Raw genomic sequence first — 25,095 nt, forward strand, 5'->3', positions numbered from 1 at the left:
ATGCGGCGGGCGAGTTGAAGCATGGGCCGATCGCGCTGATCGACGAGAACATGCCGGTCATCGTCATTGCGCCGCATGACCGCATTTTCGAGAAGACCGTGTCGAACATGCAGGAAGTGGCGGCGCGTGGCGGCAAGATCATCCTGATCACCGATGCCAAGGGCGCCGCACAGGTGAGCGTCAAGACGATGGAGACGATCATCCTGCCGGACGTGCCGGAAATCATCTCGCCGATCATCTACGCGCTGCCGATCCAGATGCTGGCCTATTTCGCCGCCGTGTTCATGGGCACCGACGTCGACCAGCCGCGCAATCTGGCGAAATCGGTCACGGTGGAATAGCACTGTCACTGCTTGCTTGGCGGGCAGCAATTCGAAGTCCAGCTGGCGATAGCCCTTCTTTCGTCATCCACGGGCGGAGCAGGAGCAAAGCTTCTGCGCAGACCCGAGGATGACGAGGGAGGGATGTTTCGGCCTAATCGCGAACGGCAGCAGCTTCCGTTTGGAACACTGAGAGCCGCGTCATAGAGCGAGTCCTTTTAAAAACTTCGCAGTTCCAAACGGCGTCCCGGTTCACTAATGTTGCGCTGCAACCCGCGCCCGGTGAACCATGTCCGATGCTTCCAAGACCTCAGGCATGACCCGGCTGAGGAACTATTTCCTCACGGGGTTCGTCGTCTGCGCACCGCTGGCGATCACCGCCTATATCGCCTGGTCGTTCATCGGCTGGGTCGATTCCTGGGTAAAGCCCTATATTCCGGCGCGTTACAGCCCCGATACCTATCTGCCGTTTCCGGTCCCCGGGTTCGGGCTGATCGTCGCACTGATCCTGGTCACGCTGATCGGTTTCCTCACCGCCAACATTGTCGGCCGCGCCATTGTCGGTTTCGGCGAGCGCCTGCTTGGCCGCATGCCGCTGGTGCGCGGCATCTATGGCTCGCTGAAGCAGATCTTCGAGACCGTGCTGTCGAACAAGGGCGACATGTTCCGCCAGGTCGGACTGGTCGAATATCCGCGCAAGGGCGTGTGGTCGCTGGTGTTCGTCGCAAGCGAGAAGGAAACCGAGATCAATGAGAAGCTCGATCAGGAAGGCGACCCGCTGATCGCCGTGTTCATGCCCTGCACGCCGAACCCGACGACCGGGTTCCTGATGTATGTGCTGAAGTCGGACATCGTGCTGCTCGACATGACGATCGAGGACGGCGCCAAGCTAATCGTTTCGGCCGGACTGGTGGCGCCCGAGGTGAAAAGCAAGATGGTGACGCTGAATGGCGAGCCGATCAACGGAACCGTCGCCAATCCGCCATTGGGGCCTCACCCGGCGCGCAGAAGCCGAACGGCCGCGTCGCGGCCGAACAAATAGAGCAGCAGGCGCAGCGCCTCGCCGCGGTCGGATTGCAGCTCCGGGTCGCGTGACAGGATAAGCCTTGCATCGTCGCGGGCAGCCTCCAGGAGATCGGCATGCGCCTCGATGCGCGCCACCTGGAAGCCGGGTGTGCCGGACTGGCGGGTGCCCAACAGCTCGCCTTCGCCGCGCAATTTCAGGTCTTCCTCGGCGATCAAAAAGCCGTCCTCGGTCTCGCGCATCACCGACAGCCGGCGTTTTGCCGTCTCGCCGAGCGGGTCCTTGTAGAGCAGCACGCAAGAGGATGGCTTGTCGCCGCGCCCGACCCGGCCGCGCAGCTGGTGCAGTTGCGCAAGGCCGAAGCGCTCGGCATGCTCGATGACCATGACGGTGGCATCGGGCACGTCGACGCCGACCTCGATGACCGTGGTGGCGATCAGGATGCGCGTCTCGCCCTCCTTGAAGGCGCGCATCGCCTCGTCCTTCTCGGTGCCCTTCATGCGGCCGTGGACAAGGCCGATGCGGTCGCCGAACAACGGTTTCAGCGAGGCAAAGCGATCCTCGGCCGACATCAGCTTGATCTCTTCGGATTCCTCGACCAGCGGGCAGATCCAGTAGATTTTCTGGCCCCCGGCGACGGCATCCTCCATGCGGTCGACCAGTTCGTCGAGACGCTCCAGCGGCAGCGTGACGGTGCGGATCGGCTGTCGCCCGGCGGGCTTTTCCGTCAGCTTGGAGACATCCATGTCGCCGAAGGCGGTCAGCACCAGCGTGCGTGGGATCGGTGTGGCGGTCATCACCAGCATGTCTGGCGCGTCGCCCTTGGCGGTGATGGCAAGCCGCTGGTGGACGCCGAAACGATGCTGCTCGTCGATGACGGCGAGCACCAGATCGTGGAAGGTCACCGTCTCCTGGAACAGCGCGTGGGTGCCGACGACGATGTCGAGCTCGCCGCTTGCCAGGCCGGCCAATGTTTCGGTGCGTTCGCGGCCCTTTTCGCGGCCGGTGAGGATGGCGATGCGCAGGCCGACCTTGGCGGCGAGCGGCGCGATCGTCGCCAGATGCTGGCGCGCCAGGATTTCGGTCGGTGCCATCAGTGCCGCCTGGCCGCCGGCCTCGACGGCGCGCGCCATGGCAAGCAGCGCGACCACCGTCTTGCCCGAGCCGACATCGCCCTGCAGCAGCCGCAGCATGCGCTCGGGGTCGGCAAGGTCGGCATTGATTTCGGCCAGCGCGAATTCCTGGCTTGCGGTCAGCGAATAGGGAAGGGCTGCACGGAGTTTCTCGACGATGCGGCCGTCGCCGACCAGGGGGCGGCCGGACAGGCGGCGGATCTTTGCCCGCACCAGCGCCAGCGAGACCTGGCCCGCCAGCAACTCGTCATAGGCAAGACGCCGCCAGGCCGCGCCGTCGATGGAAACGTCGATGGGATCGGCCGGATTGTGGATGCGGGTAAGCGCGTCGGCAAAGCTGGGAAAGGTGTGCCGGCGCATGAAGGCGCCGTCCTGCCACTCCGGAAATTCGGGCAGTCGCGCCAGCGCCTGGCCGATCGCGCGGCGCAGCACCTTGCCCGAGAGGCCCGCGGTGAGCGGATAGACCGGTTCGACCAGCGGCAGGTTCTCCGCTTCGCTGGCCAGCGCGATGTGGTCGGGGTGAACCATGGTCGGGCGGCCGTTGAACCATTCCATGCGGCCCGAGACCACGACATGCTCGCCCACGGGCATTGCCTTTTCGAGATAGGCGGCGTGCGCATGAAAGAAGGTCAGGCCGATCTCGCCGGTATCGTCATGGGCGTAGACCCTGTAAGGCACCGACCGGTTGCCGCGTGGCGGCGGCTGGTGGCGATCGATGCGCACGTCGAGGGTCACGATCTGGCCTTCCGCGGAACCGGCAATGCCCGGCCGACTGCGGCGGTCGATGACGGTATGCGGCAGCACGAACAGAAGCTCGCCGGCGCGGGCCGCTCGATCACCAAGATCAGCGGTGACGACCTTCTCGATCAGCGCGCCGACCTTCGGTCCGACGCCGGCAAGCGAAGTAATCGGAACAAACAGCGGATCGAGGATGGAAGGACGCATGATGTCAGCTTATGTCGCGACGGCTACAGCGCAAGGCTGACAGCCCCTTCTATCCACGCTATATGCGCCGCAGCAAGTGAGGATGCGCCACAATGACCGGAACGAAACGATCAAGCGAGGGGCTGGACGCCCACCGCCGCAAGCTGTTGTTCCGCTCCTGGCATCGCGGCATGCGCGAGATGGATCTCATCCTCGGCACCTTCGCCGACGCCGAGATCGGCGCCTTGACGGCTGATGAAATCGAACAATATGAGGGGCTCCTCGACATTTCCGACACCGAATTCCTACCGCTTATCACCGGTGAACGCCCGATCCCGGCGGATATCGATTGTCCTGTCCTGCAAAAGATCCTGGCGTCCCGCCGGACCATGACTTTCTGAACAACAGCAATTCCAGGAAAAGTGCGAAGCGGTTTTCCCACAGGAATTGCGACAAACAAAGACCGTGATTTGATGAGCCTCATTCCCACCATTGGTCTGCCGAAAGGCCGTGCCGGCCAATTCATCGTCGATGGTGTCGCCGATGGGTACGAGGCGTTCGCACTGGTGCAGGCCGCACTCGAGATCGCGCCCGACAAGCCGGTGCTGTTCGTGGCGCGTGACGGCCAGCGCCTGCCTGTTATCATCGAGGCACTGGCCTTTGCCGCGCCTGGCCTGCCGGTGCTGGAACTGCCGGCTTGGGACTGTCTGCCCTACGATCGCGTCTCGCCCGGCTCGGATGCCGCCGCCAAGCGCCTCGATGCCCTGACAGCGATGATCGCGCTGGCGAAGAAGCCGCATCGCGCCGTCATCCTCACCACCGCCAATGCGCTTCTGCAGCGCGTTCCGCCGGCCGACCTGGTCGAGGCACAGACCTTTCATGCCAGGCCTGGCAACCAGATCGACATGAACGTGCTGATTGCGCGGCTGGAAACGTCCGGCTTCGAGCGGGTGCCGACAGTTCGCGGCATCGGCGAGTTCGCGGTGCGCGGCGGCATTCTCGACCTGTTTGCTCCGGGTTGGACCGAGGCGCTGCGCCTCGATTTCTTCGGCGATACGCTGGAATCGATCCGCGTCTTCGATGCCGCCACCCAGCGCACCACCGGCCAGCGCAAGTCGATGGCGCTGCAGGCGATGAGCGAAGTGGCGCTGACGCCTGAAACCATCAGCCGCTTCCGCCGCTCCTATATCGAAGCGTTCGGCGCGCCGCAGCGCGACGACGGGCTCTACACGGCAGTCAGCGAGGGCAGGCGGTTCGCCGGCATGGAGCATTGGCTGCCGTTCTTCTATGAGCGGCTGGAGACGGTGTTCGACTATCTGCCGGATACGCCTGTCGTTTTCGACCATCTGGCGCATGAAGCGCTGGCGGAGCGTCACACGCTGATCCTCGACCATTATGAAGCGCGCAAAAAGCAGGCCGACGCCGCGCTGAAGGATGCGGTGCCCTACAAGCCGGTTGCGCCCGATCTGCTCTATCTCTCGCCGGAAAACCTGATCGCCTCGCTCGGTCCGCGCGACGCGATCGACTTCACGCCCTTCGACGCGCCCGATGCCGGCGCGAAAAAGGTCTACCACGCCGGCTCGCGCCATGGCCGCAGTTTCGTTGAGGAGCGCGCCGATCCGAACGTCAACGTCTTCGACGTCGTCGTCAGGCATATCGCCGACGAGCGCGCGGCACGTCGGCGTATTGTCATCGCCGGCTGGACGGAAGGTTCGCTCGACCGGCTTGGCCAGATCCTCACCGAGCATCACCTCGGCAATCTCAAGCAGGTCGGGACGCTGGCGGAAGCCGAACAGCTCGAGCCGGGGCAGGCGGCATTGGCCGTGCTGCCGCTCGAATCCGGCTTCGAGACCGAAAAACTGGTCGTCGTTGCCGAACAGGATATTCTGGGCGACCGGCTGATCAGGCGTTCAAAGCGCAAGAAGCGCGCCTCCGACTTCATTGCTGAGGCTTCGGCGCTGTCGGCCGGCGATATCGTTGTCCATGCCGACCATGGCATTGGCCGCTTCATCGGTCTGCGCACCATCGAGGCGGTCGGCGCGCCGCATGATTGCCTGGAAATCCACTATGCCGGCGACGACCGGCTGTTCCTGCCGGTGGAAAACATCGAGCTGCTGTCGCGCTACGGTTCTGACACGGCCGAAGCGACGCTGGACAAGCTCGGCGGCGGCGCCTGGCAGTCGCGCAAGGCCAAGCTGAAGCGGCGCCTGCTCGACATGGCCGGGCAGCTGATCCGCATCGCCGCCGAGCGGCAGATGCGCGCCGCGCCGGCTCTGGTGCCGGCCGAAGGCCTCTATGACGAATTCGCCGCGCGTTTCCCCTACGAGGAAACCGACGACCAGCAGACGGCCATCGACTCCGTCAGGGATGACCTCGGCGCCGGCAAGCCGATGGACCGGCTGATCTGCGGCGATGTCGGCTTCGGCAAGACGGAAGTGGCGCTGCGCGCCGCCTTCATCGCGGCGATGGAAGGGTTCCAGGTCGCGGTCGTGGTGCCGACGACGCTGTTGTCGCGCCAGCATTACAAGACGTTCTTGCAGCGTTTCTCAGGCCTTCCCATCCGCGTCGCCCAGGCCTCGCGGCTGGTCGGCGCCAAGGAACTGGCGGAGACGAAGAAGGCTTTGGCCGAGGGGCAGGTCGACATCGTTGTCGGCACGCATGCGCTGCTCGGTTCGTCGATCTCGTTCAAGAATCTCGGCCTGCTGATCATCGACGAGGAGCAGCACTTTGGCGTCAAGCACAAGGAAAGGCTGAAGGATCTGAAGACCGACGTCCATGTGCTGACGCTGTCGGCGACGCCGATCCCGCGCACGCTTCAACTGGCACTGACCGGGGTGCGCGAGCTGTCGTTGATCGCCACGCCGCCGGTCGACCGCATGGCGGTGCGCACTTTCATCTCGCCCTTCGATCCGCTGGTCATTCGCGAGACGCTGCTGCGCGAGCGCTATCGTGGCGGCCACTCCTTCTATGTCGTTCCACGTATCAGCGACCTCTCGGAAATCCATGATTTCCTGAAAGAATCCGTGCCCGAACTGAAAGTGGCGGTTGCCCATGGCCAGATGCCGCCGGGCGAGCTCGACGACATCATGAATGCCTTCTATGACGGGCAATACGACGTACTTCTGTCGACCACCATCGTCGAATCCGGCCTCGACATCCCGACCGCCAACACGCTGATCATCCACCGCGCCGACATGTTCGGCCTGTCGCAGCTCTACCAGCTGCGCGGCCGGGTCGGGCGCTCGAAGGTGCGCGCCTATGCGTTGTTCACGCTGCCGGCCAACCGCAAGCTCACCGATACGGCCGAGCGCCGGCTGAAGGTGCTGCAATCGCTCGACACGCTGGGCGCCGGCTTCCAGCTCGCCAGCCACGATCTCGATATAAGGGGCGCCGGCAATCTCCTGGGCGAAGAGCAGTCCGGCCATATCAAGGAGGTCGGCTTCGAACTCTACCAGCAGATGCTGGAAGAGGCTGTCGCCGAGGTGAAGGATTCCGGCGAGGTCCTGGATGGCGGCTGGTCGCCGCAGATCGCCGTCGGCACGGCGGTGATGATCCCCGAAAGCTACGTGCCGGACCTGCAGCTCAGGCTGGCGCTCTACCGCCGCCTCGGCGACCTCGAAGACACTGAGGAGATCGACGCTTTCGGCGCCGAACTGATCGACCGTTTCGGCCCGCTGCCGGACGAGGTGAAGCATCTGTTGAAAATCGTCTTCATCAAGGCGCTTTGCCGCAAGGCCAATGTCGAGAAGCTCGACGCCGGGCCGAAGGGCGTCGTCATTCATTTCCGCAAGCGCGAGTTCTCCAACCCGGTCGGCCTGGTCAAGTTCATCGGCGAGCAGGGTTCGCTGGCCAAGATCCGCCCGGATCACAGCGTCGTCTTCGCCCGCGAATGGCCGACCGCCGAGAAACGGCTGGCGGGCTCGGCGGTGGTCATGACACAACTGGCGCGCCTGGTTGAGAAGGCTGCGTAGCCCCCCGACCCATTCGCCAGCGCTGAAATTCCGGTCTAGAATAGGAAATCGGCTTCGTGTATGGAGCCGCCAACCCATATAGGGGCGGAAATGGCGGGCGAGGGTGCTCGCCGGAAAGAGTGTTGGGTGCAGCGATGACGAAATGGTCGCCAAATTCGTGGAGAGCAAAGCCGATCAAGCAGGTTCCTGCCTATCCGGACCTTGCCGCGCTCAAGAACACCGAAGCCCAACTCGCCACCTACCCGCCACTGGTCTTTGCCGGCGAGGCGCGCAAGCTCAAGAAGCAGCTCGCGGCGGTCGCTGCCGGTGAGGCGTTCCTGCTCCAGGGCGGCGACTGCGCTGAAAGCTTTGCCGAGCACGGCGCCGACAACATCCGCGACTTCTTCCGCGTCTTCCTGCAGATGTCGGTCGTGCTGACCTTCGCCGGCGCACAGCCGGTGGTGAAGGTCGGACGCGTCGCCGGCCAGTTCGCCAAGCCGCGTTCGTCTGACAATGAGACCAAGGGCGAGGTGACGCTGCCGAGCTATCGCGGCGACATCATCAACGGCATCGAATTCGACGCCAAGTCCCGTATTCCCGATCCTGCCCGCCAGGAAATGGCGTACCGCCAGTCGGCGGCGACGCTCAACCTTCTGCGCGCCTTCGCCCAGGGCGGCTATGCCAGCTTGGAGAACGTGCATAGCTGGATGCTCGGCTTCGTCGCCGACAGCCCGCAGGGCGAAAAATACGGTGAGCTCGCCAACCGCATCACCGAGACGATGGACTTCATGAAGGCCGTCGGCATCACCTCGGAGACCAATTACGCGCTGCGCGAGACCGATTTCTACACCAGCCATGAAGCGCTGCTGCTTGGCTATGAGGAAGCTCTGACCCGCGTCGATTCGACCTCCGGCGACTGGTATGCCACGTCGGGCCACATGATCTGGATCGGCGACCGCACGCGCCAGCCCGATCATGCCCATGTCGAGTATTGCCGCGGCATCAAGAACCCGCTCGGCCTGAAATGCGGCCCGTCGCTGACCGCTGACGGCTTGCTGGAGCTGATCGACCTGCTCAACCCCGAGAACGAGCCCGGCCGGCTGACGCTGATCGCCCGCTTCGGCTCCGACAAGGTCGCCGACCATCTGCCGAAGCTGGTGCGCGCGGTGCAGAAGGAAGGCCGCAGCGTGGTCTGGTCGTCGGACCCCATGCATGGCAACACGATTGAGGCCGCCGGTTACAAGACGCGGCCGTTCGACCGCATCCTGAAGGAGGTGCAGACCTTCTTCGAGGTGCACCGCGCCGAAGGCACGCATCCGGGCGGCATCCATGTCGAGATGACCGGCAAGAACGTCACCGAATGCACGGGTGGCGCGCGCGCCATCACGGCCGAGGAATTGCAGGACCGTTACCACACGCATTGCGACCCGCGCCTCAATGCCGACCAGGCGATCGAGCTCGCCTTCCTGGTGTCGGATCTCCTGAAGAAAAGCCACCCGGTGCAGCACAAGCAGGCCGTCAACGGCTGATGCCGGCCAATGACCCGATTAAGGAAAGGCGCTGGAGAAATCCGGCGCCTTCTTCGTTTTAGCTCACGTTTGTGTTCTCGGCAGCTGCCAGCGCGATCAGCTGATAGAAGGCGTCAATCCTTCTTGTAGAGCAGCCAGCTCTTGCCGGCGCGGCCGGCCATCGTCGAATGCTTGGTGACGCGGTTGCGGCCGCTCACTTTCGAACGGTAGAGTGCACGGTCGGCCTTGGTGTAGAGGTCCTCCGGGCCTTCGGCCTCGGATGCCATGCAGATGCCCATCGAGACGGTCACGGTTCCGTAATTCATGCCGGTCTGGCTGCTGGTGAACGGCGTCTGCTCGATCAGGGCGCGAATGCGCTCGGCGATCTCGTAGGTGGCGTCTTCGCTGGCACCCTCGATGATCAGCGCGAACTCCTCGCCGCCGGTGCGGGCGACGAACATGTCGCCGCGAATGCTGGTTTGGAAAATCTCGGCGATGATCTGGATGATCTTGTCGCCGACAGGATGGCCGTAGCGGTCGTTGATGTCCTTGAACCGATCGATGTCGGCAAGGATCAAGGCGTTGAACAGGATACCCTTGTTGCTGGTGTAGATCCGGGTGATTTCCTTGTCGAAGGCGCGGCGGTTCCGAATCTGGGTCAACGGGTCCGTATCGGCCAGCCGCTTGTATTCCTCGAGCTTCGACTTGACGCTTTCGAGTTCGGCCGTCTTGTCGCTGAGCGTCGAAGCGATCTGCTTGCCGTGATCGATCGTCGAATTGGTGGCAACGGCCATGGCGTTGGCGATTTTTTGCAGAAGGTCCTGCGAGAGCAAGCTGCGGCCACTCAGGCCGTTCGATGTCTCGTCGAGGATCCTGCCGTATTTTTCGATGTGGCTGCGTTCGCTCCGCAAAAGCGCCGCGACCTCCTCGAGTTCCCGGGCGATGACGTCCCGCGCATGCTCGACGATGCCGGGGCCGTGGTTCTGGGCAAAGAAGGCGCGTCCGATCTTATCCAATTCATCCTGCGTCGGCCGGCTGCTCAGCGACACGACGGCGAGACTGAGCTCGCGGTTGGTGCCGCTCAATGCCTCGTAGAAGATTTCGTAGTTGCGCGGCAGGCCGAGGACGCCAAGCTGGCGCATGGTCGCGACAACCGTGGCTGCGATGTCGGTGTTTCGTTCGGTCGTGGCTGCTGCCGGCTGCATGTCTGATCCACTCTTCCCCTCGGATCCCGACGCGGAATTTGCGGGTTCCATTGATCGCCGACCTGGGGAGCGCGACCCGATAGTCCAGAACATCTTGCGAAGAGACGCGTCCCCACCCGCCATCTTCGCTTGGCGTGACCATAGATGCGGTGGCGCTAAAGTTTCCTTAATCCGCACGACCTCCATGGGTTTTTCGCTACCTGTGGCTGTAGAAGCATAAATCTTGTACCACCACAGCGGGAAAGCGTCCGGTTTGAGGGCTTTGACTTCGAAATCCGCCTGTTGTCCCGATGGAATTTCGAATCTGTCACGCCAATCGATGTCGCATTTGCTTGCGCGCAACCACCGCAAAGCTGGAATCCTGGCAATGATGCTGGGCGAGGTTTCTCCAGGAGCGCCGAAATGAGTGACAGTCACCAGGGATCATGCCTGTGCGGAGCGGTCCGCTTCCGGACAAGGGGAGCATTGCGCGGCGTCGTCTACTGTCATTGCTCGCAATGCCGGAAGCAAAGCGGGCATTTCTATGCCGCGACCAATGTCGCCGACGCCGACATCGTGATCGAAGGCGCCGAAAGCATCACATGGTATGAAGCGTCCGCTTTCGCCGGGCGCGGCTTCTGCAAGACTTGCGGCTCCGTGCTGTTCTGGAAGCCAAGGGCTCAAGATTATATTTCGGTCATGGCGGGAGCGTTCGACAAGCCGACAGGTCTCAAGGGCGACTGTCATATCTTCGTTGGTGACAAGGGCGACTATTATTCGATCGACGACGGGTTGCCGCAGTTTGAAAAGTCGACGCCTTCGATAGCGGTCGCTGAATGAATTTTGGACAAGACGCCTTATTCCCTTGATCGGGCCGTTGCTTTATCTCGTGCCGGTAACTCGCAAAGAGGTTTGGGCATGCAGCGGCTGATCGACGCTTTTTTCAATTCGGTGCGGGCGTTTCGCAAGCTGGCCGCCAGCGAGAAGGCTTTCCAGCAGGAACTGATGCTGCTGGTGCTCGCCTTGCCCGCTGCGTGGTTCGTTTCAGTCTCCTGGCGTGGTTATGCGCTTCTGGTCGGGGCGGTGCTGTTGCTGATCATGGTCGAGGTGCTGAACACCGGCATCGAGGCGGCCTGCGATGCCTTCAGCCGCGAGTTCAATGTCGACATCCAGCTGGCCAAGGATTGCGGTTCGCTGGCGGTGCTGATCTCGGTGGTCATCGTCGCCGGCGTCTGGGGTATCGCGCTCATCGAGCGGATCACCGGCTTTCCGATCTGACCTTCCGAGCGAGGCCGGCGGCATCACTGCTCCCGGCGACGTTCCCGCTTGGCGATGTGGCGGGCGACAAGCCAGGCCAGCACGGCCACGGTGAGGCCAATGCCGAGCCCGATGAACAGCCGCTCGTGGCGCATCAGCGCCTGGCCGACGAAATGCTCGGCGCCCAGCCCGAAGACATAGCCGATCGTACTGAACAGCACCGCCCAGATCGTCGATGAGATGGCGTTGAGGATGACGAAGCGGGGTGCTGCTATGGTCGACAGGCCGGCCGCGATGCCACCAACCAGGCGCATGCCGTAGACATAGCGATTCGACAGCACGAAGATGTTGGGATGGGTGTTGAGCAGACGGTAGGCGCGGCGGAAGCCCGGCCGCCTGCGCAGCCTGACGACATGGCGGTTATCGGCAAAACTTCTGCCCAGGATGAAGAAGCAGGTGTCGCCGGCGAAGGCGCCGAGCGCTGCCGCGACAACAGCGTGCCACAGCACGAAAACATTCTGGTGGGCGAAGAAACCGCCGAGGATGGCGGCGCTTTCCCCTTCGGCGACGCAGCCGAGAAAGACGGCAAGCAGCCCATATTGTTCGATGAAAGGATGGATGGCTTCGGTCATGAGGCCGACTGCTGCCGCGCCAGCCTCTCGTCGATGCGCTTGACCGCTTCCGTCAGCCGCACGATCTCGTCGCGCATGCCGATGATCTGGCTGTGGCGCAGTTCATCGAGTTTCTCGTGCAGCGCCATGATCTCGATCTCGGCCTTCAGATTGACCTCATAATCATGGGCGGCGTCGATGCGGTCGCGTTCGGTCTGGCGGTTCTGCGCCATCATGATCACCGGCGCCTGCAAGGCGGCGACCATCGACAGCACCAGATTGAGGAAGATGAACGGGTAAGGGTCGAAGGCATCGCGCGTCAAAAGCCAGACATTGCCGACTGTCCAGACAACCAGGAAAGCGATGAAGCCCAGGATGAAGGACCAGGAACCGCCGATGCGGGCGATCGTATCGGCGAGGCGGTCGCCAAAGGTCTGGTGGAAAGCGACGGCCTTGTTGGTGTCCCTGGAGATAGTGGTGCGCTCGAGCGTCGATTGCAGCACGCGGCTCTCCAACTGGCTGAGGCCGTCCGGCCGTCGCTTGAGCCAGCGGTTCGCCAGGTCGTCGATTGTCTTGTTCATGGCCGTCTCCGTCGTCAGTGGAGATAGACGTAGAGGCTGCCGCCTCTCGCGGGAAGTGTTACATTCAAGCCAACAGCGAGGGACCCATGGCCGATTTCCAGAAAATTCGCCTGCGCGCGGCAAAGCGCAAGGGCGGCGAAGCCGAGCTTGCAACGCTGCTTGGGCCAGTGCCCGACAATGCCGCGGTCGCCGATACCCCGGACGACCGCATTCTCTCGACCATGGCCGAGCGGATCTTTGCCGCCGGTTTCGTCTGGCGGGTCATCGAGCAGAAATGGCCCGGTTTCGAGGAGGCGTTTCTGCGCTTCGAGCCGAAGCGGCTGTTGTTCCAGCCTGACGATTTCTGGCACGATCTGGCTTCCGACCAGCGCATTGTGCGCAACCCGCAGAAAATCAAATCCGTGCGCGACAACGCTGCCTTCGTCGAACGCGCGTCGAAGGAGCATGGCGGCTTCGGCGAATTCCTCGCCAACTGGCCTGCCGACGACCAGGTCGGGCTGATGGCCTATCTCGGCAAGCATGGCAGCCGGCTGGGCGGCAATACGGGCCAGTATTTCCTGCGCTGGCTGGGCTGGGATGCCTTCGTCATCTCGGCCGACATGGCAGCAGCGCTTCGTGACGCCGGCCTCGACATCGCCGAAAGCCCGACCTCGAAGAGGGACCTCGACAAGATCCAGGCGCAGATCAATCAATGGGTGGCGGACACCAGCCTGCCGCGCCGGCACATTTCGCGCATCCTGGCGATGTCGATCGGCGAGAACCATTCTCCGCAGTCGCTGCGCGAATATATGGGCGACGACTGATCGACGGTCTCGGTCGGGGTGGTCCAAGCCAACGCCATTGCGAGGCGAATTGTGCCGCGCTAAGTCAGCAGGCATGACCAAGAAGCCCGACCTACTGCGCATCGCGATCGCCCAGCTCAACCCGACCGTCGGCGATGTCGCCGGCAATCTCGCCAAGGCCCGCGAGGCGAGGGCGGATGCCGCGCGCCAGGGCGCCGATCTCGTGCTCTACACCGAGCTTTTCCTCGCCGGTTATCCTCCCGAGGACCTGGTGCTGAAGCCGGCCTTCCTGAAGGCCTGCGAAAAGGCGGCGCAGGAGTTTGCCGCCGATACATCGGATGGCGGCCCCGGCGTCATCATCGGCACGCCGCTGAAGCGCAAGAGCGGGACGCACAATTCGATCGTCGTCGCCGATGGTGGCAAGATCATCGCCGAACGCTACAAGCTCGACCTGCCGAATTATGGCGAGTTCGATGAGAAGCGCGTGTTCCAGGCAGGACCCGAGATCCAGGGACCTGTCAATTTCCGTGGCGTGCGCATCGGCATTCCGATTTGCGAGGACATCTGGGGCGATGTCGGCATCTGCGAATCGCTGGCGGAAAGCGGGGCAGAAATCCTGCTGGTGCCGAACGGCTCGCCTTACTATCGGGCCAAGATCGATGTCCGCCATCAGGTCGTCATCCGCCAGGTCATCGAATGCGGATTGCCCATCACCTATGCCAATCAGCTTGGCGGTCAGGATGAGCTGATCTTCGACGGCGCGTCGTTTGCCATCGGCGCCGACAAGACATTGGCTTTCCAGATGAGCCAGTTCGAGGAAGCGGTCGACGTCATCACATGGAAGCGCGGGGAGGACGGCTGGGTCTGCTCGGAAGGGCCAATGTCGAAGATCCCCGAGCGGGAGGAGGCCGACTATCGCGCCTGCATGCTGGGCCTGCGCGACTACGTCAACAAGAACGGCTTCAAGAATGTGGTGCTCGGCCTGTCCGGCGGCATCGATTCGGCGATCTGTGCCGCCCTTGCCGTCGACGCGCTCGGCGAAGAGCGGTTGCGCGCGGTGATGATGCCCTACCGCTACACCTCGAAGGATTCGCTCAAGGACGCCGAGGATTGCGCCCGCGCGCTCGGCTGCCGCTATGACATCGTGCCGATCTTCGAGCCGGTTGAAGGTTTCCTGCATGCGCTGACGCAGCTCTTCGAGGGCACCAAGGAAGGCATCACCGAGGAAAATTTACAGAGCCGCGCGCGCGGCACCATTCTGATGGCGATTTCCAACAAATTCGGCTCGATGGTGGTCACGACAGGCAACAAGAGCGAGATGTCGGTCGGCTATGCCACGCTCTATGGCGACATGAATGGCGGCTTCAATCCGATCAAGGATCTCTACAAGATGCAGGTCTACGCGCTGTCGCGTTGGCGCAACAGCCATGTGCCGCCGGGCGCGCTCGGGCCATCGGGCCAGATCATCCCGAAGAACATCATCGACAAGGCACCGTCGGCGGAGTTGCGCGAGAACCAGACCGACCAGGATTCACTGCCGCCCTATCCGGTGCTGGACGACATCCTCGAATGCCTGGTCGAGAATGAGATGGGCGTCGACGACATAGTCGCGCGCGGCCATGACCGGGCGACGGTGACGCGCATCGAACACCTGCTTTACATCGCTGAATACAAGCGCCGGCAGGCGGCACCGGGGGTGAAGATCACCCGTAAGAATTTCGGCCGCGATCGCCGCTATCCCATCACCAACCGTTTCAGGGATCGTGGGTAACGCGCAGTTCGTCCAATGGGCGAAAATACGCGATGCCGCGGGGCGAGACAGCCATGCTGGACTGTGAGATCAGCTTCGACCTTGCGCGAATCGACTTCCGTGCGACCTCCAACCTGCTGATGGCGAGCTATTGGGGGGCGGGACGCAGCGACGAGTTTCATCGCCGGGCCTTCGCCAATTCGTTCTGCGCCGCCGCCTACATCGACGGAAAGCAGGTCGGTTTCGGCAGGGCGATCACCGACCGCACGGTGTTCGCCTATCTCGCCGACATCATCGTCTGGCCCGAGAATCGCGGGCAGGGCATTGGCCAGCGGCTGGTGCAGGCACTCATCGATCATCCCGAGCTCGGCACCGTCTCGCACTGGAGCCTGTCGACCGGTGATGCGCATGGGGTCTACGAAAAGCTGGGCTTCAAGGCATCGACCGATGGCCGATAGATGCGCTTGGACCGCACGCCCAGTGACCGCAACGCGGCGAAAGCTCCCGCCGCCGTTGTTGCAAAATAATCGCACTGGTTGCACCGGATACGCTTTTTGGCAAGGCCCGTCTTGGCGTTGCATCAGAGCGTCTCTATAAGGACCACTCCGCGATTCATTTGCGGGAGGTCCGAATGGCAGTATTTAAAATGGTAATGCGAGGCCGCGAAGCCTAGGCCTCATCTGGCGCCGCGCGAAGGTCCGTCCTTCGCATCGGAGCCAAATTGAGCACAGGCTTATGCCGATGCCGGTCGCCGCCCGATTGCGGGCGTGACGCCAAAATATGCCATCCCGCTTCTGGGCAATCATTCGCCCCTTGCGCGGCTTCTTCAATTTTCGACCTTACTGGGATCGGGCTCGTTTGCGCCCGAATGACATCATGGCTCGTTTCAAGATCGATTTGCGCGCGAGCGCCTTTCGCAGCGTTCTTGGTTTCACACTTACCCATTGGCGGCGCCAGCCGTGGCGGCTTTCGCTGGTCATAGGTGGTTTCCTGCTGTCGACGCTGGCCGACGTCCTGACGCCGCTCTATTCCGGCCGCCTGGTCGACGCCGTCGCCAGCAGCGCCGGCGCGGACGCCATTGCCTGGAACGCCGCCATGACGGCGTTTTCGATATTGATGGCGCTTGCCTTGACGGGCGTCGTGCTGCGCAACCTGGCGTTCATGGGCATCGTCGAACTGACGCTGAAGATGATGGCCGACATTGCCGCCGATGCTTTCCATCGCGTCCAGCGCTTTTCCACCGACTGGCACGCCAACAGCTTTGCCGGCTCGACCGTGCGCAAGGTGACGCGCGGCATGTGGGCGCTCGACCTGCTCAACGACACCATCCTGATCGCGCTCTTGCCATCGGTCGTCATGCTCGTCGGCTCGACGCTGCTGCTTGGCTGGTTCTGGCCGCTGATGGGTGTGGTCGTTGCCGCCGGCTCGGTGCTGTTCATCATGGTGACGGCGATGCTGTCGCTTGGCTTTGTCGCGCCGGCGGCCAGGCTCGCCAACACCTGGGACACGCGCCTTGGCGGTTCGCTTGCCGACGCTGTCAGCTGCAACGCCGTGGTCAAGGGCTTTGGCGCCGAGGTGCGCGAAGAGCGCCGCCTCGCCAAGGTTGTCGCCAAATGGCGGGCGCGCACGCGGCGCACCTGGGTGCGCGGCACCGTCAACGGCACCACGCAAGGGGCGTTGCTGCTGGTCATGCGCGCCGCGGTGATCGGCCTGTCGCTGCTGCTGTGGTCGTGGGGGCAGGCGAGCGCCGGCGACGTCGCCTTCGTGCTGACCTCGTTCTTCGTGCTGCAGGGCTATCTCAGGGATATCGGCACGCATATCCGCAATTTGCAGCGTTCGATCAACGACATGGAGGAACTGGTCGATTTCCAGTCCGAACCGCTCGGCATCGAGGACCGGCCCGGCGCCAGGCCGATCCGGATCACGCAAGGGTCGATCAGCTTCGACAAGGTCACTTTTCACTACGGCAATCACCGGTCGCCGCTCTATCGCGACTTTTCGGTCGATATCGCGCCGGGTGAACGCGTCGGGCTCGTCGGTCACTCCGGTTCGGGCAAGACGACCTTCGTCAAGCTGATCCAGAGGCTCTATGACGTCAATGCGGGCAAGATCCTGATCGACGGCCAGGACATCTCGCGGGTGGCGCAGGCGTCGCTGCGCGGGCAGATCGCGATCGTCCAGCAGGAGCCGATCCTGTTCCATCGCTCGCTGGCCGAAAACATCGCCTATGCCAGGCCAAACGCGACGCAGGAGGAGATCGAGCATGCCGCGAAGCTGGCCAGCGCGCATGACTTCATCACCAGCCTGCCGAAGGGTTATGGCACGCTGGTCGGCGAGCGCGGCGTGAAATTGTCGGGCGGCGAGCGGCAGCGCGTGGCCATCGCGCGCGCCTTCCTGGCCGATGCGCGCATCCTGATCCTGGACGAGGCGACGTCGAGCCTCGATTCGGAATCGGAGGTGCTGATCCAGCAGGCGATGGAGCGGCTGATGGTCGGCCGCACCACGCTGGTCATCGCGCACCGGCTGTCGACGGTGCGAGCGCTCGACAGGCTGCTGGTCTTCGATCGCGGCAACGTCGTCGAGGAAGGCTCGCATGACGAACTGATCCGGCTGAAGGGTGGCATCTACCGCCGCCTGTTCGAGCGTCAGGCGCTCGAACTCACCAAGGGACTGGTCATCTGACCTGAGATGGCCTCCGCCATCGGCCGGAGGCCATCTCCATCAGGCGCTGTCAGACAGAGTGACCTGCGCGGCATACTTTTTTATAATGCCGGGGTACAACACGCTATTTCTACCACTGGTTGCGGGTTGTTTACGCAAAAGCAACCCAGGGATCGTAAGCCCGTGCCCTGGGATCAAACTGGTCAGCGCAGGATTTCGGCTTCACTATGCATCTTGCTTCCGAAGATACCGGTGCGGAAAAAGTAGCTGCGCCGCCGGTGCTGGCAATTCACCATGGCTCGGTTCGGCCACTCGCCGCCGAAGATCTCGAGCGGGTCGCCGCACTCTTCCTGACGAAGTTTCGCCGTCGGCGACGTCACCTCCTCGATCGCGCCATCGCTGAGACGGCCGAGTATATGAGAAAGATCTATCTCGACCCTGCCGGCCAGCCAGGCGCGAGCAACGCTCTTGTCCAGATCAACCCGCAGGGAGATCTGGGTGGCTTCCTCGGTGTCCTGAAGGCCCGCTACGAGCTCAACGGCGCGACATTGAATGCCGCGATCATCGGTCCGCTCATGGCTGACACCGGCACCGATCACGGTTCGGCCGGGCCGCAATTGCTGCGTGCCGTGCATCAAGGCGAATTCGATCTGCACCTGACCGATTCGGCCAACCGGGTATCCCTGGCCTTCGCGCGCCCGATGAAATACCAGTTGCTGCCGACGCATTGTCTGGGATGGACCCGCATTTTCCGCCCGGCCGCGGTGGCATCGGCCGTGGCGCGCGGTAAATGGCCGGGCCTGCCGCGCTTCGTGCTCGATCCCTGCGCCCGAGCATTCGATGCTTTTACGAGAAAAAGGTTTGAGCCGCCTGTCCAGCATTCCTCGTCACACCGGATCCATCGCGAACCGATGGATGCCGCGCTATTTGCGGAGCGGCTGCCGACCCTTGTCTCAGATTACTCGCTGCGGCCGCGCTGGCAGGATGGCGAGCTGCCACGGCTGCTGGCGCTGGCGGCCGAGAAACGGGCCGACGGCCCCCTTCATTTTGCTGGGACCTACGACGAAGCCGGTAAAATGCTCGGTTGCTACGCTTTCTACGGTCAGGCCGGCGGCATCGCGAACCTGCTGCAACTCCAGTCCTCTGGACCTCACTGGGGTGCGACGCTGGATGGCGTGATGGAGGACGCGTGGAATATGGGCTGCGCCGGCATCATCGGGCAGACGCAGAGCAGGTTCATGCCGCAACTCTTCAGCTACAAGAATGTCTTCTTCCGCTATGCCGGGGGGACGATGGTGCGCTCGCGCATCCCCGAGGTCGCGCAAGCGGTCCGCTCCGGCGACATCTTTATCGGTGGGTTGATGGGCGACCGCTGGACCCGCCTCAGTTCCGACGACTTCGGCCGCTGATCGCTTTCAACCAGCTGTTCTGATCGGATAAGGGCCATGCGCCGCGCATGGCCTCAGTCTTTTCATCGCCCGCGTCATGTTCTATGTGTGCCGACCAGCGCGGGGGCGCATCTTGTCAATCACAAAGGCATCCGGTACGCCCCGCTCATGACAGTTACCGTTCGTTTCGCCCCGTCACCGACCGGCCGCATCCATATCGGCAATGCGCGCACCGCTCTGTTCAACTGGCTGTTTGCCCTGAACAACAAGGGCCGCTTCATCCAGCGCTTCGACGACACCGACATTGGCCGTTCGAAGCAGGAATTCGCCGACGCCATCCTCTACGACCTGCATTGGCTGGGCATCTTCCCCGATGCCACCGAATATCAGTCGCGGCGCTTCGAGGTCTATGACGCGGCGGTCGAGCGGCTGAAGGCGGCGGGCGTTCTCTACGCCTGCTATGAAACGCCGGAAGAACTCGACCTGAGGCGCAAGGTGCGCCGCACGCGGGGCCTGCCGCCGGTCTATGGCCGCGAGGCCCTGGCGCTGACACAGGAGCAGGTGGCCGAATACCAGGCCGACGGGCGCCGGCCGCACTGGCGCTTCCTGCTGCCCAATTTCACCAGCGATCCGCTGCAGCCCGAACGCACGGAGGTTCATTGGAACGATCTGGTGCGTGGCGAGGAAACGGTCGATCTCGCTTCGCTCTCGGATCCAGTGCTGGTGCGCGAGGACGGCACCTATCTCTACACTTTGCCATCGGTCGTCGACGACATCGAGATGGGTGTCAGCCACGTCATCCGCGGCGACGACCATGTCACCAACACCGGCGTGCAGATTGCCCTGTTCAAGGCTCTGGACGCCGAGCCGCCTGTCTTCGGCCACCACAATCTCTTGACCACCGTCTCGGGCGAAGGGCTGTCTAAGCGCAGCGGCGCACTCTCCATCGAAAGCCTGCGCGAGGATGGCATCGAGCCGATGGCCGTCGCGTCGCTCGCCGTTCTGGTCGGCACCTCGGAGAATGTCGCGGCCGCGCATGATCTCGCCGATCTCGCCGGCCATTTCGACCCGGCCGCGACCTCGAAATCATCGGCCAAGTTCGATCCGGACGAACTGTTCGTGCTCAACCGCGTGCTGCTGCACCACATGCCGTTCGACGAGGCGCGCGACAGGCTGATGGTGCTTGGCATCTCCGGCGAACAGGCCGAGCCGTTCTGGCTGGCGGTACGCGGCAATCTCGACCGGCTCGCCGATGCGGTGGGCTGGTGGCGCATCCTGCGCGAGGGGCCGCAGGACAGACCGGAGTTCTCCGACGACGATCGTGACTTCCTCGGACAGGCCTTCGAAGTCCTGCCCGAAGAGCCCTGGAACGGAGCGGTCTGGAAGGACTGGACCGGCAAGATCAGGGAAGCGACAGGGCGCAAGGGCAAGGGGCTGTTCATGCCACTGAGGCTTGCCCTTACTGGACTGCCTTCCGGGCCGGAGCTTGCAGATTTATTGCCGCTGATGGGTCGGGAAGGAACGTTGGCCCGACGACCCTGACCTTGCGCTGCTCCGGCGGCAAGGCGGATACCGGCGACGTCACCGGCTTGGCGGAAAGCCGCTTGATGGCCTCGCGGTCGAGCCCACCGTCCCTGTTGGCCAGGGTTTCCGGGTCGGCCCCCGGATCGGGCTTGGAGGCCGGCATGGGAACCAACGGTGCCGCTTCCGTTTCCGGCAGCGACTGTTGCGGGGCCGGCGGGTTGCCGCCAATGATCTGGAAGTTCTGCGCGGCATTGCAGCCGCAGGCCGGCGGCCGCGACATGTTGGACTGCTTGTAGAGATAGGCGGTCGGCAGCTCGCTGTAGGGCCTTCCGGTGACCGATGAGGTCATCGAGGCCGAATCGTCGTCCATGCCGCGCGAATAGAAGACCTGCATCTCCGTGCCGGGGCAGCTGGATTCGCAATTCTTCTGGTCTCGCTCGAAATCGCCGACCGAGGCGGCATTCGACATCGGGAAGAAATAGCCGTCGCAGGTGCGCACGCAGGTGGTGTGGAACTCGCCGCCGGTGCCCGGAGCGTCTGGAACGCCGGGCAGGTTCAGGACGCGGCCGACATTGCGTTCCTCACCGGGATCGTCCGGCTGGTCAGGCGTGTCGCTCGGCTGGTCGTCGCCGCCGAAAAGCTGGTCGAACAGGTTGGTGTTGCCGTCTTCCTCGCGGTCGGCTTCCTGCAGCGGCGCGCGGCGCGGCGCAACCGTGTCGTCGCGGCAGCCATTGGCGTCGAGTGCGGCCAGGATGCGGCCACGGTCGCGACGCGAGCCGCCGCCACCGGCGAGTTGGGCACGCTTGGCCTGGAGACCGTCGAGATTGGCGTTCATGCGGTCGATGGTGGCGTTGAGCCCGGCGCATCGATTGATGTTGCGGGAAAACAGCGAAAACCCGCAACCGGCATTGTCCGCCTGGCTGCGGGCCTTGGAGATCTGTTCGCGCTGCCGGTCGATCGCGGCATCGTATTTGCGGATCATTGCCGGACCACCGCCGCCGCCACGCGAAGCCGCGGCAAGATCGGCCTCCAATTGACGGCAGACCCGCGAGGCGGCCTGTGGCTCGGCGATGGTGGCGCCTGACAGCAGGAGGCCAAGCAGCATGGCAGCATGCGCCCGCTTCAACCCTCCGCTTGTCATCCGCCTCAATCCCGCTGGCCTGTGCCCGCCAAACTACCCCGTTGCCGGTTAATCGTCTATTTCGGATGCGGTCCGCTACCTGCCCTCGATCGCGGCAGCGGGCGGGGTTCAATCAGCCGGAAAGCGACGGGGCGCGGCAGATCTCTCCACCGACTGTCAGAACTTGTAATTCATACCGATCTTGACCGCGTTGAACGTGTTGTCGAACGTGGTGTTGGAGTTCGGGGCATAGTCGATGGTCTGGTCCCTCAGATCGACATATTGATATTCGAACTTCGCCGACCAATGGTCCGTGATCGCCTGCTCCAGTCCGGCGCCGATGGTCCAGCCAACCTTGGTGTTCTTCTCGGAAAAGGAGTCGAGGGGACCGTCGAGATACCGGTTTTCGACGTTTCCAAACGCCAGGCCACCGGTGCCGTAGATCAGGCTACGATCGAGCGCGTAGCCCGCCCTGGCGCGCAGCGTTCCAAACCAGTCCACCTTGGTGTCGTAAACATCGCCCAAGCCGGAGGTGATCTCGTCGGAGTGCCCCTTGATGTCGGCTCCGGAAACATCGGCCTCGACGCCAAGAACCGCGGAGTTGATCTGATAGTTGTAGCCGATCTGCACGCCGCCCAGGAAACCATCGGTATCGTAATCCTGCGAACCCCGGATCGTTGGGGTGTTCGGCAAATTGTACGTCGCGTCAGTCCGTCCAAAACCGTAGCCAATCTGACCGCCGACATAGACCCCGGACCAGTCATGGACCGTCGCGGGCTCGGCACTGATGGCGTCCGCGGCCAGAGCTTGTCCGCCGATCAGCGACAGCAATGCGGATGCGAGCAACAAGCCTTTCATGACGTCCTCGCCGTCAGATCAGATGCGCAACCATATCAGGTCGGTCTTCCCCGCGAAATCCGCTTCCGGGCAACGTTGATTTTCCGCAATCGCAAGTTGCCGGTCGGCAACACCCCGTTTGCAACAAGTTGTCGCCGGCATGTGAGGATGCCGCCCGGAAGACCGGGCCGGCCTGTTGAAGCCGGCTTCAGCCTAGTCCAGATTGGCGACGGCCTGCGCCTTGTGCGCTGCCTCGACCACGGCGAGAGCCGTCATGTTGACCACACCGCGCGACGTGACCGAGGGCGTCAGTATGTGCGCCGGCTTGTCGGTGCCGAGCAGGATCGGCCCCACATGCAGCGCATCCATCATGGCGCGCAACGCCGTCAGCGTGATGTTGGCCGAATCGAGGTTGGGGAACACCAACAGATTGGCTTCGCCCTTGAGCCGCGAATGCGGATAGACGCGCTGGCGTAGATGCTCGGACAGCGCGGAATCGGCATGCATTTCGCCGTCGCACTGCAACTCCGGCGCGATGCGCGCCAGGATTGCCGCCGCCTGGCGCATCTTGAGCGCGCTTGGTGAATCGCGCGAACCGAAATCCGAATGCGACAGAAGGGCCGCCTTCGGCTCGATGCCGAAGCGCTGGATTTCCTCGGCCGCCAGCACGGTCATCTCGGCGATCTCCTCGGCCGTCGGGTCGACGGAGACGTGGGTGTCGGTGAGGAAGATGATGCCGCGCTGCGAAATCAGCATCGAAAGCGTCGACAGGTCATAGTCCTTGATGCCCGCGCGCGGCCCGATGATCAGTGTCACGTTGCGCAGATGCCGCTCGAAGCGCCCTTCGAGGCCGCAGACCATGGCATCGGCGTCGCCGCGCTTGAGCGCCAGCGCTGCGATCACGGTGTTGTCGGTGCGCACCATGGTGCGCGCGGCCTCCGTCGTGACGCCACGCCGGCCAGCGAGTTCGATCAGCAGGTCGACATAGTGTCGATAGCGCGGATCGTCCTCGGGATTGATCAGGCCGAAATCGACACCCGGCTTGATGCGCAGCCCGTAGCGCTTCAGCCTGACCTCGATGACGTGCGGACGGCCGATCAGGATCGGCTCGGCGATACCTTCTTCGAGCACCACCTGGGCGGCGCGCAGCACGCGCTCGTCCTCGCCATCGGCATAGATGACGCGCTTGGCGCTCGATGCCTTGGCGGACGAGAACACCGGCTTCATCACCAGGCCGGAGCGGAAGACGAAGCGATTGAGCTTGTCGATATAGGCGGCGAAGTCGGTGATCGGCCGTGTCGCCACACCGGTGTCGCAGGCCGCCTTGGCGACGGCCGGCGCGATGCGCAGGATGAGCCTGGGATCGAAAGGCGAGGGAATCAGGAAATCTGGTCCGAAGATCGGCGTCTCGCCCGAATAGGCGCGTGCGGCGACGTCCGAAGGCTCTTCGCGGGCAAGGGCGGCGATGGCCCGCACCGCAGCCATCTTCATCTCCTCGTTGATGGCGCTGGCGCCGCAGTCGAGCGCGCCACGGAAAATGTAAGGAAAGCACAGGACGTTGTTGACCTGATTGGGAAAATCGGAGCGGCCGGTGCAGATCATGGCATCGGGACGCGCCGCGCGCGCCACTTCCGGCATGATCTCGGGATTGGGATTGGCGAGCGCCAGGATCAGAGGTTTTGGCGCCATGTGCTGCAGCAGTTCCGGCTTCAGCACACCCGCCGCTGACAGGCCGAGGAAAACGTCGGCGCCAGGGATGACATCGGCCAGCGTGCGCGCCTCGGTATCCTTCACATAGGGGTCTTTCCAGCGGTCCATCTCGTCGGTGCGGCCCTTGTAGGCGACGCCGAAACGATCGGTGACCCAGATGTTTTCGATGCGCACGCCGAGCGAGACCAGCAGGTTCAGGCAGGCAAGGGCGGCGGCACCGGCGCCGGAGGTGACGACCTTGATGTCCGAGATGGTCTTGCCGGCGAATTCCAGTCCGTTGAGCACGGCGGCGGCGACGATGATGGCGGTGCCATGCTGGTCGTCGTGGAACACCGGTATGCTCATGCGAGCTTTCAGCCGTTCCTCGACTTCAAAACACTCCGGCGCCTTGATGTCCTCGAGGTTGATGCCGCCGAAAGTGGGTTCGAGAGCGGCGACGGTCTCCACCATGCGCTCGATCTCGGGTGCGTCGATCTCGATGTCGAAGACGTCGATGCCGGCGAACTTCTTGAACAGAACCGCCTTGCCTTCCATGACCGGCTTGGAGGCCAGCGGGCCGATATTGCCGAGGCCGAGCACGGCCGAGCCATTGGAGACGACGCCGACGAGGTTGGCGCGCGCCGTGTAATCGGCGGCGGTTGCCGGATTGTCGCGGATCTCAAGACAAGGCGCCGCCACGCCGGGAGAATAGGCGAGCGCCAGGTCGCGCTGGTTGCCGAGCGGCTTGGTTGCCTGGATCTCGAGCTTTCCCGGCGTCGGGTGCTTGTGGAAGTAGAGGGCGGCTTCGTCGAGGTCCGAACGTGCCGTTTTCTTGTTCTCGCCTTCCATACG

The 25,095-nt window shown here is 63.4% G+C and carries 20 protein-coding genes; 13 read left to right on the forward strand and 7 right to left on the reverse strand.

What is annotated here, in order from left to right:
* The coding region (locus CK228_RS26060; RefSeq protein WP_143750627.1) for an SIS domain-containing protein at window positions 1-341 on the forward strand (341 nt) is incomplete at its 5' end.
* Window positions 342-609: 268 nt separating this feature from the next.
* The gene (locus CK228_RS26065) at window positions 610-1,362 is read left to right on the forward strand and encodes a DUF502 domain-containing protein (RefSeq protein WP_095789669.1); all 753 of its coding nucleotides are present in this window, start codon (window positions 610-612) and stop codon (window positions 1,360-1,362) included.
* Here the strand turns inward: CK228_RS26065 and recG are convergent.
* Window positions 1,314-3,422, reverse strand: coding sequence for an ATP-dependent DNA helicase RecG (gene recG, locus CK228_RS26070; protein ID WP_095789670.1), 2,109 nt, complete (start codon window positions 3,420-3,422; stop codon window positions 1,314-1,316). The genes CK228_RS26065 and recG overlap by 49 nt on opposite strands.
* A 92-nt stretch (window positions 3,423-3,514) precedes the next feature.
* Here recG and CK228_RS26075 point away from each other — a divergent pair, with 92 nt between their 5' ends.
* The 3 genes from CK228_RS26075 (at window position 3,515) to CK228_RS26085 (ending at window position 8,880) form a co-directional block, all read left to right on the forward strand.
* The gene (locus CK228_RS26075; protein ID WP_095775332.1) at window positions 3,515-3,802 is read left to right on the forward strand and encodes a succinate dehydrogenase assembly factor 2; all 288 of its coding nucleotides are present in this window, start codon (window positions 3,515-3,517) and stop codon (window positions 3,800-3,802) included.
* A 72-nt stretch (window positions 3,803-3,874) separates the two neighbouring features.
* Complete coding sequence (mfd, locus tag CK228_RS26080) at window positions 3,875-7,372, forward strand: transcription-repair coupling factor (RefSeq protein WP_095789671.1); 3,498 nt, start codon at window positions 3,875-3,877, stop codon at window positions 7,370-7,372.
* Between the two features lie 134 nt (window positions 7,373-7,506).
* Complete coding sequence (locus CK228_RS26085; RefSeq protein WP_095775334.1) at window positions 7,507-8,880, forward strand: 3-deoxy-7-phosphoheptulonate synthase class II; 1,374 nt, start codon at window positions 7,507-7,509, stop codon at window positions 8,878-8,880.
* A 113-nt stretch (window positions 8,881-8,993) separates the two neighbouring features.
* Here the strand turns inward: CK228_RS26085 and CK228_RS26090 are convergent, their stop codons facing one another.
* On the reverse strand, window positions 8,994-10,064 hold the full coding sequence (locus tag CK228_RS26090) for a diguanylate cyclase (RefSeq protein WP_095775335.1): 1,071 nt from the start codon (window positions 10,062-10,064) through the stop codon (window positions 8,994-8,996).
* A 402-nt stretch (window positions 10,065-10,466) separates the two neighbouring features.
* Here CK228_RS26090 and CK228_RS26095 point away from each other — a divergent pair, with 402 nt between their 5' ends.
* Window positions 10,467-10,883: a GFA family protein gene (locus tag CK228_RS26095; protein ID WP_095775336.1), complete on the forward strand. Its 417-nt coding sequence runs from the start codon at window positions 10,467-10,469 to the stop codon at window positions 10,881-10,883.
* Window positions 10,884-10,961: 78 nt separating this feature from the next.
* The gene (locus CK228_RS26100; protein WP_095775337.1) at window positions 10,962-11,321 is read left to right on the forward strand and encodes a diacylglycerol kinase; all 360 of its coding nucleotides are present in this window, start codon (window positions 10,962-10,964) and stop codon (window positions 11,319-11,321) included.
* Window positions 11,322-11,344: 23 nt separating this feature from the next.
* Here CK228_RS26100 and CK228_RS26105 read toward each other — a convergent pair whose 3' ends face one another.
* Together CK228_RS26105 and CK228_RS26110 are read right to left on the reverse strand one after the other, a co-directional pair.
* A complete protein-coding gene (locus tag CK228_RS26105; RefSeq protein ID WP_095775338.1) occupies window positions 11,345-11,932 on the reverse strand; it encodes a DedA family protein in 588 nt (195 codons plus the stop codon).
* Window positions 11,929-12,492 carry a DUF1003 domain-containing protein gene (locus tag CK228_RS26110; RefSeq protein ID WP_095775339.1) on the reverse strand — a complete coding sequence of 188 codons (564 nt, stop codon included), beginning with the start codon at window positions 12,490-12,492 and terminating at the stop codon, window positions 11,929-11,931. Before CK228_RS26110 ends, CK228_RS26105 begins: the two co-directional genes overlap by 4 nt.
* A gap of 86 nt (window positions 12,493-12,578) precedes the next feature.
* Between CK228_RS26110 and CK228_RS26115 the strand changes: the two genes are divergently transcribed.
* The 6 genes from CK228_RS26115 (at window position 12,579) to CK228_RS26140 (ending at window position 20,615) form a co-directional block, all read left to right on the forward strand.
* Complete coding sequence (locus CK228_RS26115) at window positions 12,579-13,295, forward strand: DNA-3-methyladenine glycosylase I (protein ID WP_095789672.1); 717 nt, start codon at window positions 12,579-12,581, stop codon at window positions 13,293-13,295.
* A gap of 73 nt (window positions 13,296-13,368) precedes the next feature.
* On the forward strand, window positions 13,369-15,045 hold the full coding sequence (locus CK228_RS26120; RefSeq protein WP_095789673.1) for an NAD+ synthase: 1,677 nt from the start codon (window positions 13,369-13,371) through the stop codon (window positions 15,043-15,045).
* Between the two features lie 53 nt (window positions 15,046-15,098).
* Window positions 15,099-15,482 carry a GNAT family N-acetyltransferase gene (locus tag CK228_RS26125; protein ID WP_095789734.1) on the forward strand — a complete coding sequence of 128 codons (384 nt, stop codon included), beginning with the start codon at window positions 15,099-15,101 and terminating at the stop codon, window positions 15,480-15,482.
* Window positions 15,483-15,900: 418 nt separating this feature from the next.
* On the forward strand, window positions 15,901-17,706 hold the full coding sequence (locus CK228_RS26130) for an ABC transporter ATP-binding protein (protein ID WP_095789735.1): 1,806 nt from the start codon (window positions 15,901-15,903) through the stop codon (window positions 17,704-17,706).
* A gap of 206 nt (window positions 17,707-17,912) precedes the next feature.
* Complete coding sequence (locus tag CK228_RS26135; RefSeq protein ID WP_095789674.1) at window positions 17,913-19,094, forward strand: hypothetical protein; 1,182 nt, start codon at window positions 17,913-17,915, stop codon at window positions 19,092-19,094.
* Between the two features lie 147 nt (window positions 19,095-19,241).
* A complete protein-coding gene (locus tag CK228_RS26140; RefSeq protein ID WP_095789675.1) occupies window positions 19,242-20,615 on the forward strand; it encodes a glutamate--tRNA ligase in 1,374 nt (457 codons plus the stop codon).
* On the opposite strand, the gene CK228_RS26145 is transcribed toward CK228_RS26140, so the two are convergent.
* The 3 genes from CK228_RS26145 to CK228_RS26155 all read right to left on the reverse strand — a co-directional run bounded on the left by CK228_RS26145 (window position 20,533) and on the right by CK228_RS26155 (window position 25,092).
* Complete coding sequence (locus CK228_RS26145) at window positions 20,533-21,738, reverse strand: DUF2865 domain-containing protein (RefSeq protein WP_095789676.1); 1,206 nt, start codon at window positions 21,736-21,738, stop codon at window positions 20,533-20,535. The two genes, CK228_RS26140 and CK228_RS26145, sit on opposite strands and share 83 nt — an antisense overlap.
* A 156-nt stretch (window positions 21,739-21,894) precedes the next feature.
* Complete coding sequence (locus CK228_RS26150; protein WP_095775345.1) at window positions 21,895-22,575, reverse strand: outer membrane protein; 681 nt, start codon at window positions 22,573-22,575, stop codon at window positions 21,895-21,897.
* A 192-nt stretch (window positions 22,576-22,767) separates the two neighbouring features.
* Window positions 22,768-25,092 (reverse strand): NADP-dependent malic enzyme, encoded by a 2,325-nt coding sequence (locus tag CK228_RS26155; protein ID WP_095789677.1) that lies wholly within the window; start codon window positions 25,090-25,092, stop codon window positions 22,768-22,770.
* Window positions 25,093-25,095: the final 3 nt, after the last annotated feature.

Source organism: Mesorhizobium sp. WSM4312 (assembly GCF_002294875.1).
Lineage (GTDB): Bacteria > Pseudomonadota > Alphaproteobacteria > Rhizobiales > Rhizobiaceae > Mesorhizobium.

What these genes read in the sequence shown, in the direction of transcription:
- CK228_RS26065 (WP_095789669.1), top strand. Translation starts at nt 610, where the DNA reads ATGTCCGATGCTTCCAAGACCTCAGGCATGACCCGGCTGAGGAACTAT.
- recG (WP_095789670.1), bottom strand. Translation starts at nt 3,422, where the DNA reads ATGCGTCCTTCCATCCTCGATCCGCTGTTTGTTCCGATTACTTCGCTT.
- CK228_RS26075 (WP_095775332.1), top strand. Translation starts at nt 3,515, where the DNA reads ATGACCGGAACGAAACGATCAAGCGAGGGGCTGGACGCCCACCGCCGC.
- mfd (WP_095789671.1), top strand. Translation starts at nt 3,875, where the DNA reads ATGAGCCTCATTCCCACCATTGGTCTGCCGAAAGGCCGTGCCGGCCAA.
- CK228_RS26085 (WP_095775334.1), top strand. Translation starts at nt 7,507, where the DNA reads ATGACGAAATGGTCGCCAAATTCGTGGAGAGCAAAGCCGATCAAGCAG.
- CK228_RS26090 (WP_095775335.1), bottom strand. Translation starts at nt 10,064, where the DNA reads ATGCAGCCGGCAGCAGCCACGACCGAACGAAACACCGACATCGCAGCC.
- CK228_RS26095 (WP_095775336.1), top strand. Translation starts at nt 10,467, where the DNA reads ATGAGTGACAGTCACCAGGGATCATGCCTGTGCGGAGCGGTCCGCTTC.
- CK228_RS26100 (WP_095775337.1), top strand. Translation starts at nt 10,962, where the DNA reads ATGCAGCGGCTGATCGACGCTTTTTTCAATTCGGTGCGGGCGTTTCGC.
- CK228_RS26105 (WP_095775338.1), bottom strand. Translation starts at nt 11,932, where the DNA reads ATGACCGAAGCCATCCATCCTTTCATCGAACAATATGGGCTGCTTGCC.
- CK228_RS26110 (WP_095775339.1), bottom strand. Translation starts at nt 12,492, where the DNA reads ATGAACAAGACAATCGACGACCTGGCGAACCGCTGGCTCAAGCGACGG.
- CK228_RS26115 (WP_095789672.1), top strand. Translation starts at nt 12,579, where the DNA reads ATGGCCGATTTCCAGAAAATTCGCCTGCGCGCGGCAAAGCGCAAGGGC.
- CK228_RS26120 (WP_095789673.1), top strand. Translation starts at nt 13,369, where the DNA reads ATGACCAAGAAGCCCGACCTACTGCGCATCGCGATCGCCCAGCTCAAC.
- CK228_RS26125 (WP_095789734.1), top strand. Translation starts at nt 15,099, where the DNA reads ATGCTGGACTGTGAGATCAGCTTCGACCTTGCGCGAATCGACTTCCGT.
- CK228_RS26130 (WP_095789735.1), top strand. Translation starts at nt 15,901, where the DNA reads ATGGCTCGTTTCAAGATCGATTTGCGCGCGAGCGCCTTTCGCAGCGTT.
- CK228_RS26135 (WP_095789674.1), top strand. Translation starts at nt 17,913, where the DNA reads ATGCATCTTGCTTCCGAAGATACCGGTGCGGAAAAAGTAGCTGCGCCG.
- CK228_RS26140 (WP_095789675.1), top strand. Translation starts at nt 19,242, where the DNA reads ATGACAGTTACCGTTCGTTTCGCCCCGTCACCGACCGGCCGCATCCAT.
- CK228_RS26145 (WP_095789676.1), bottom strand. Translation starts at nt 21,738, where the DNA reads ATGACAAGCGGAGGGTTGAAGCGGGCGCATGCTGCCATGCTGCTTGGC.
- CK228_RS26150 (WP_095775345.1), bottom strand. Translation starts at nt 22,575, where the DNA reads ATGAAAGGCTTGTTGCTCGCATCCGCATTGCTGTCGCTGATCGGCGGA.
- CK228_RS26155 (WP_095789677.1), bottom strand. Translation starts at nt 25,092, where the DNA reads ATGGAAGGCGAGAACAAGAAAACGGCACGTTCGGACCTCGACGAAGCC.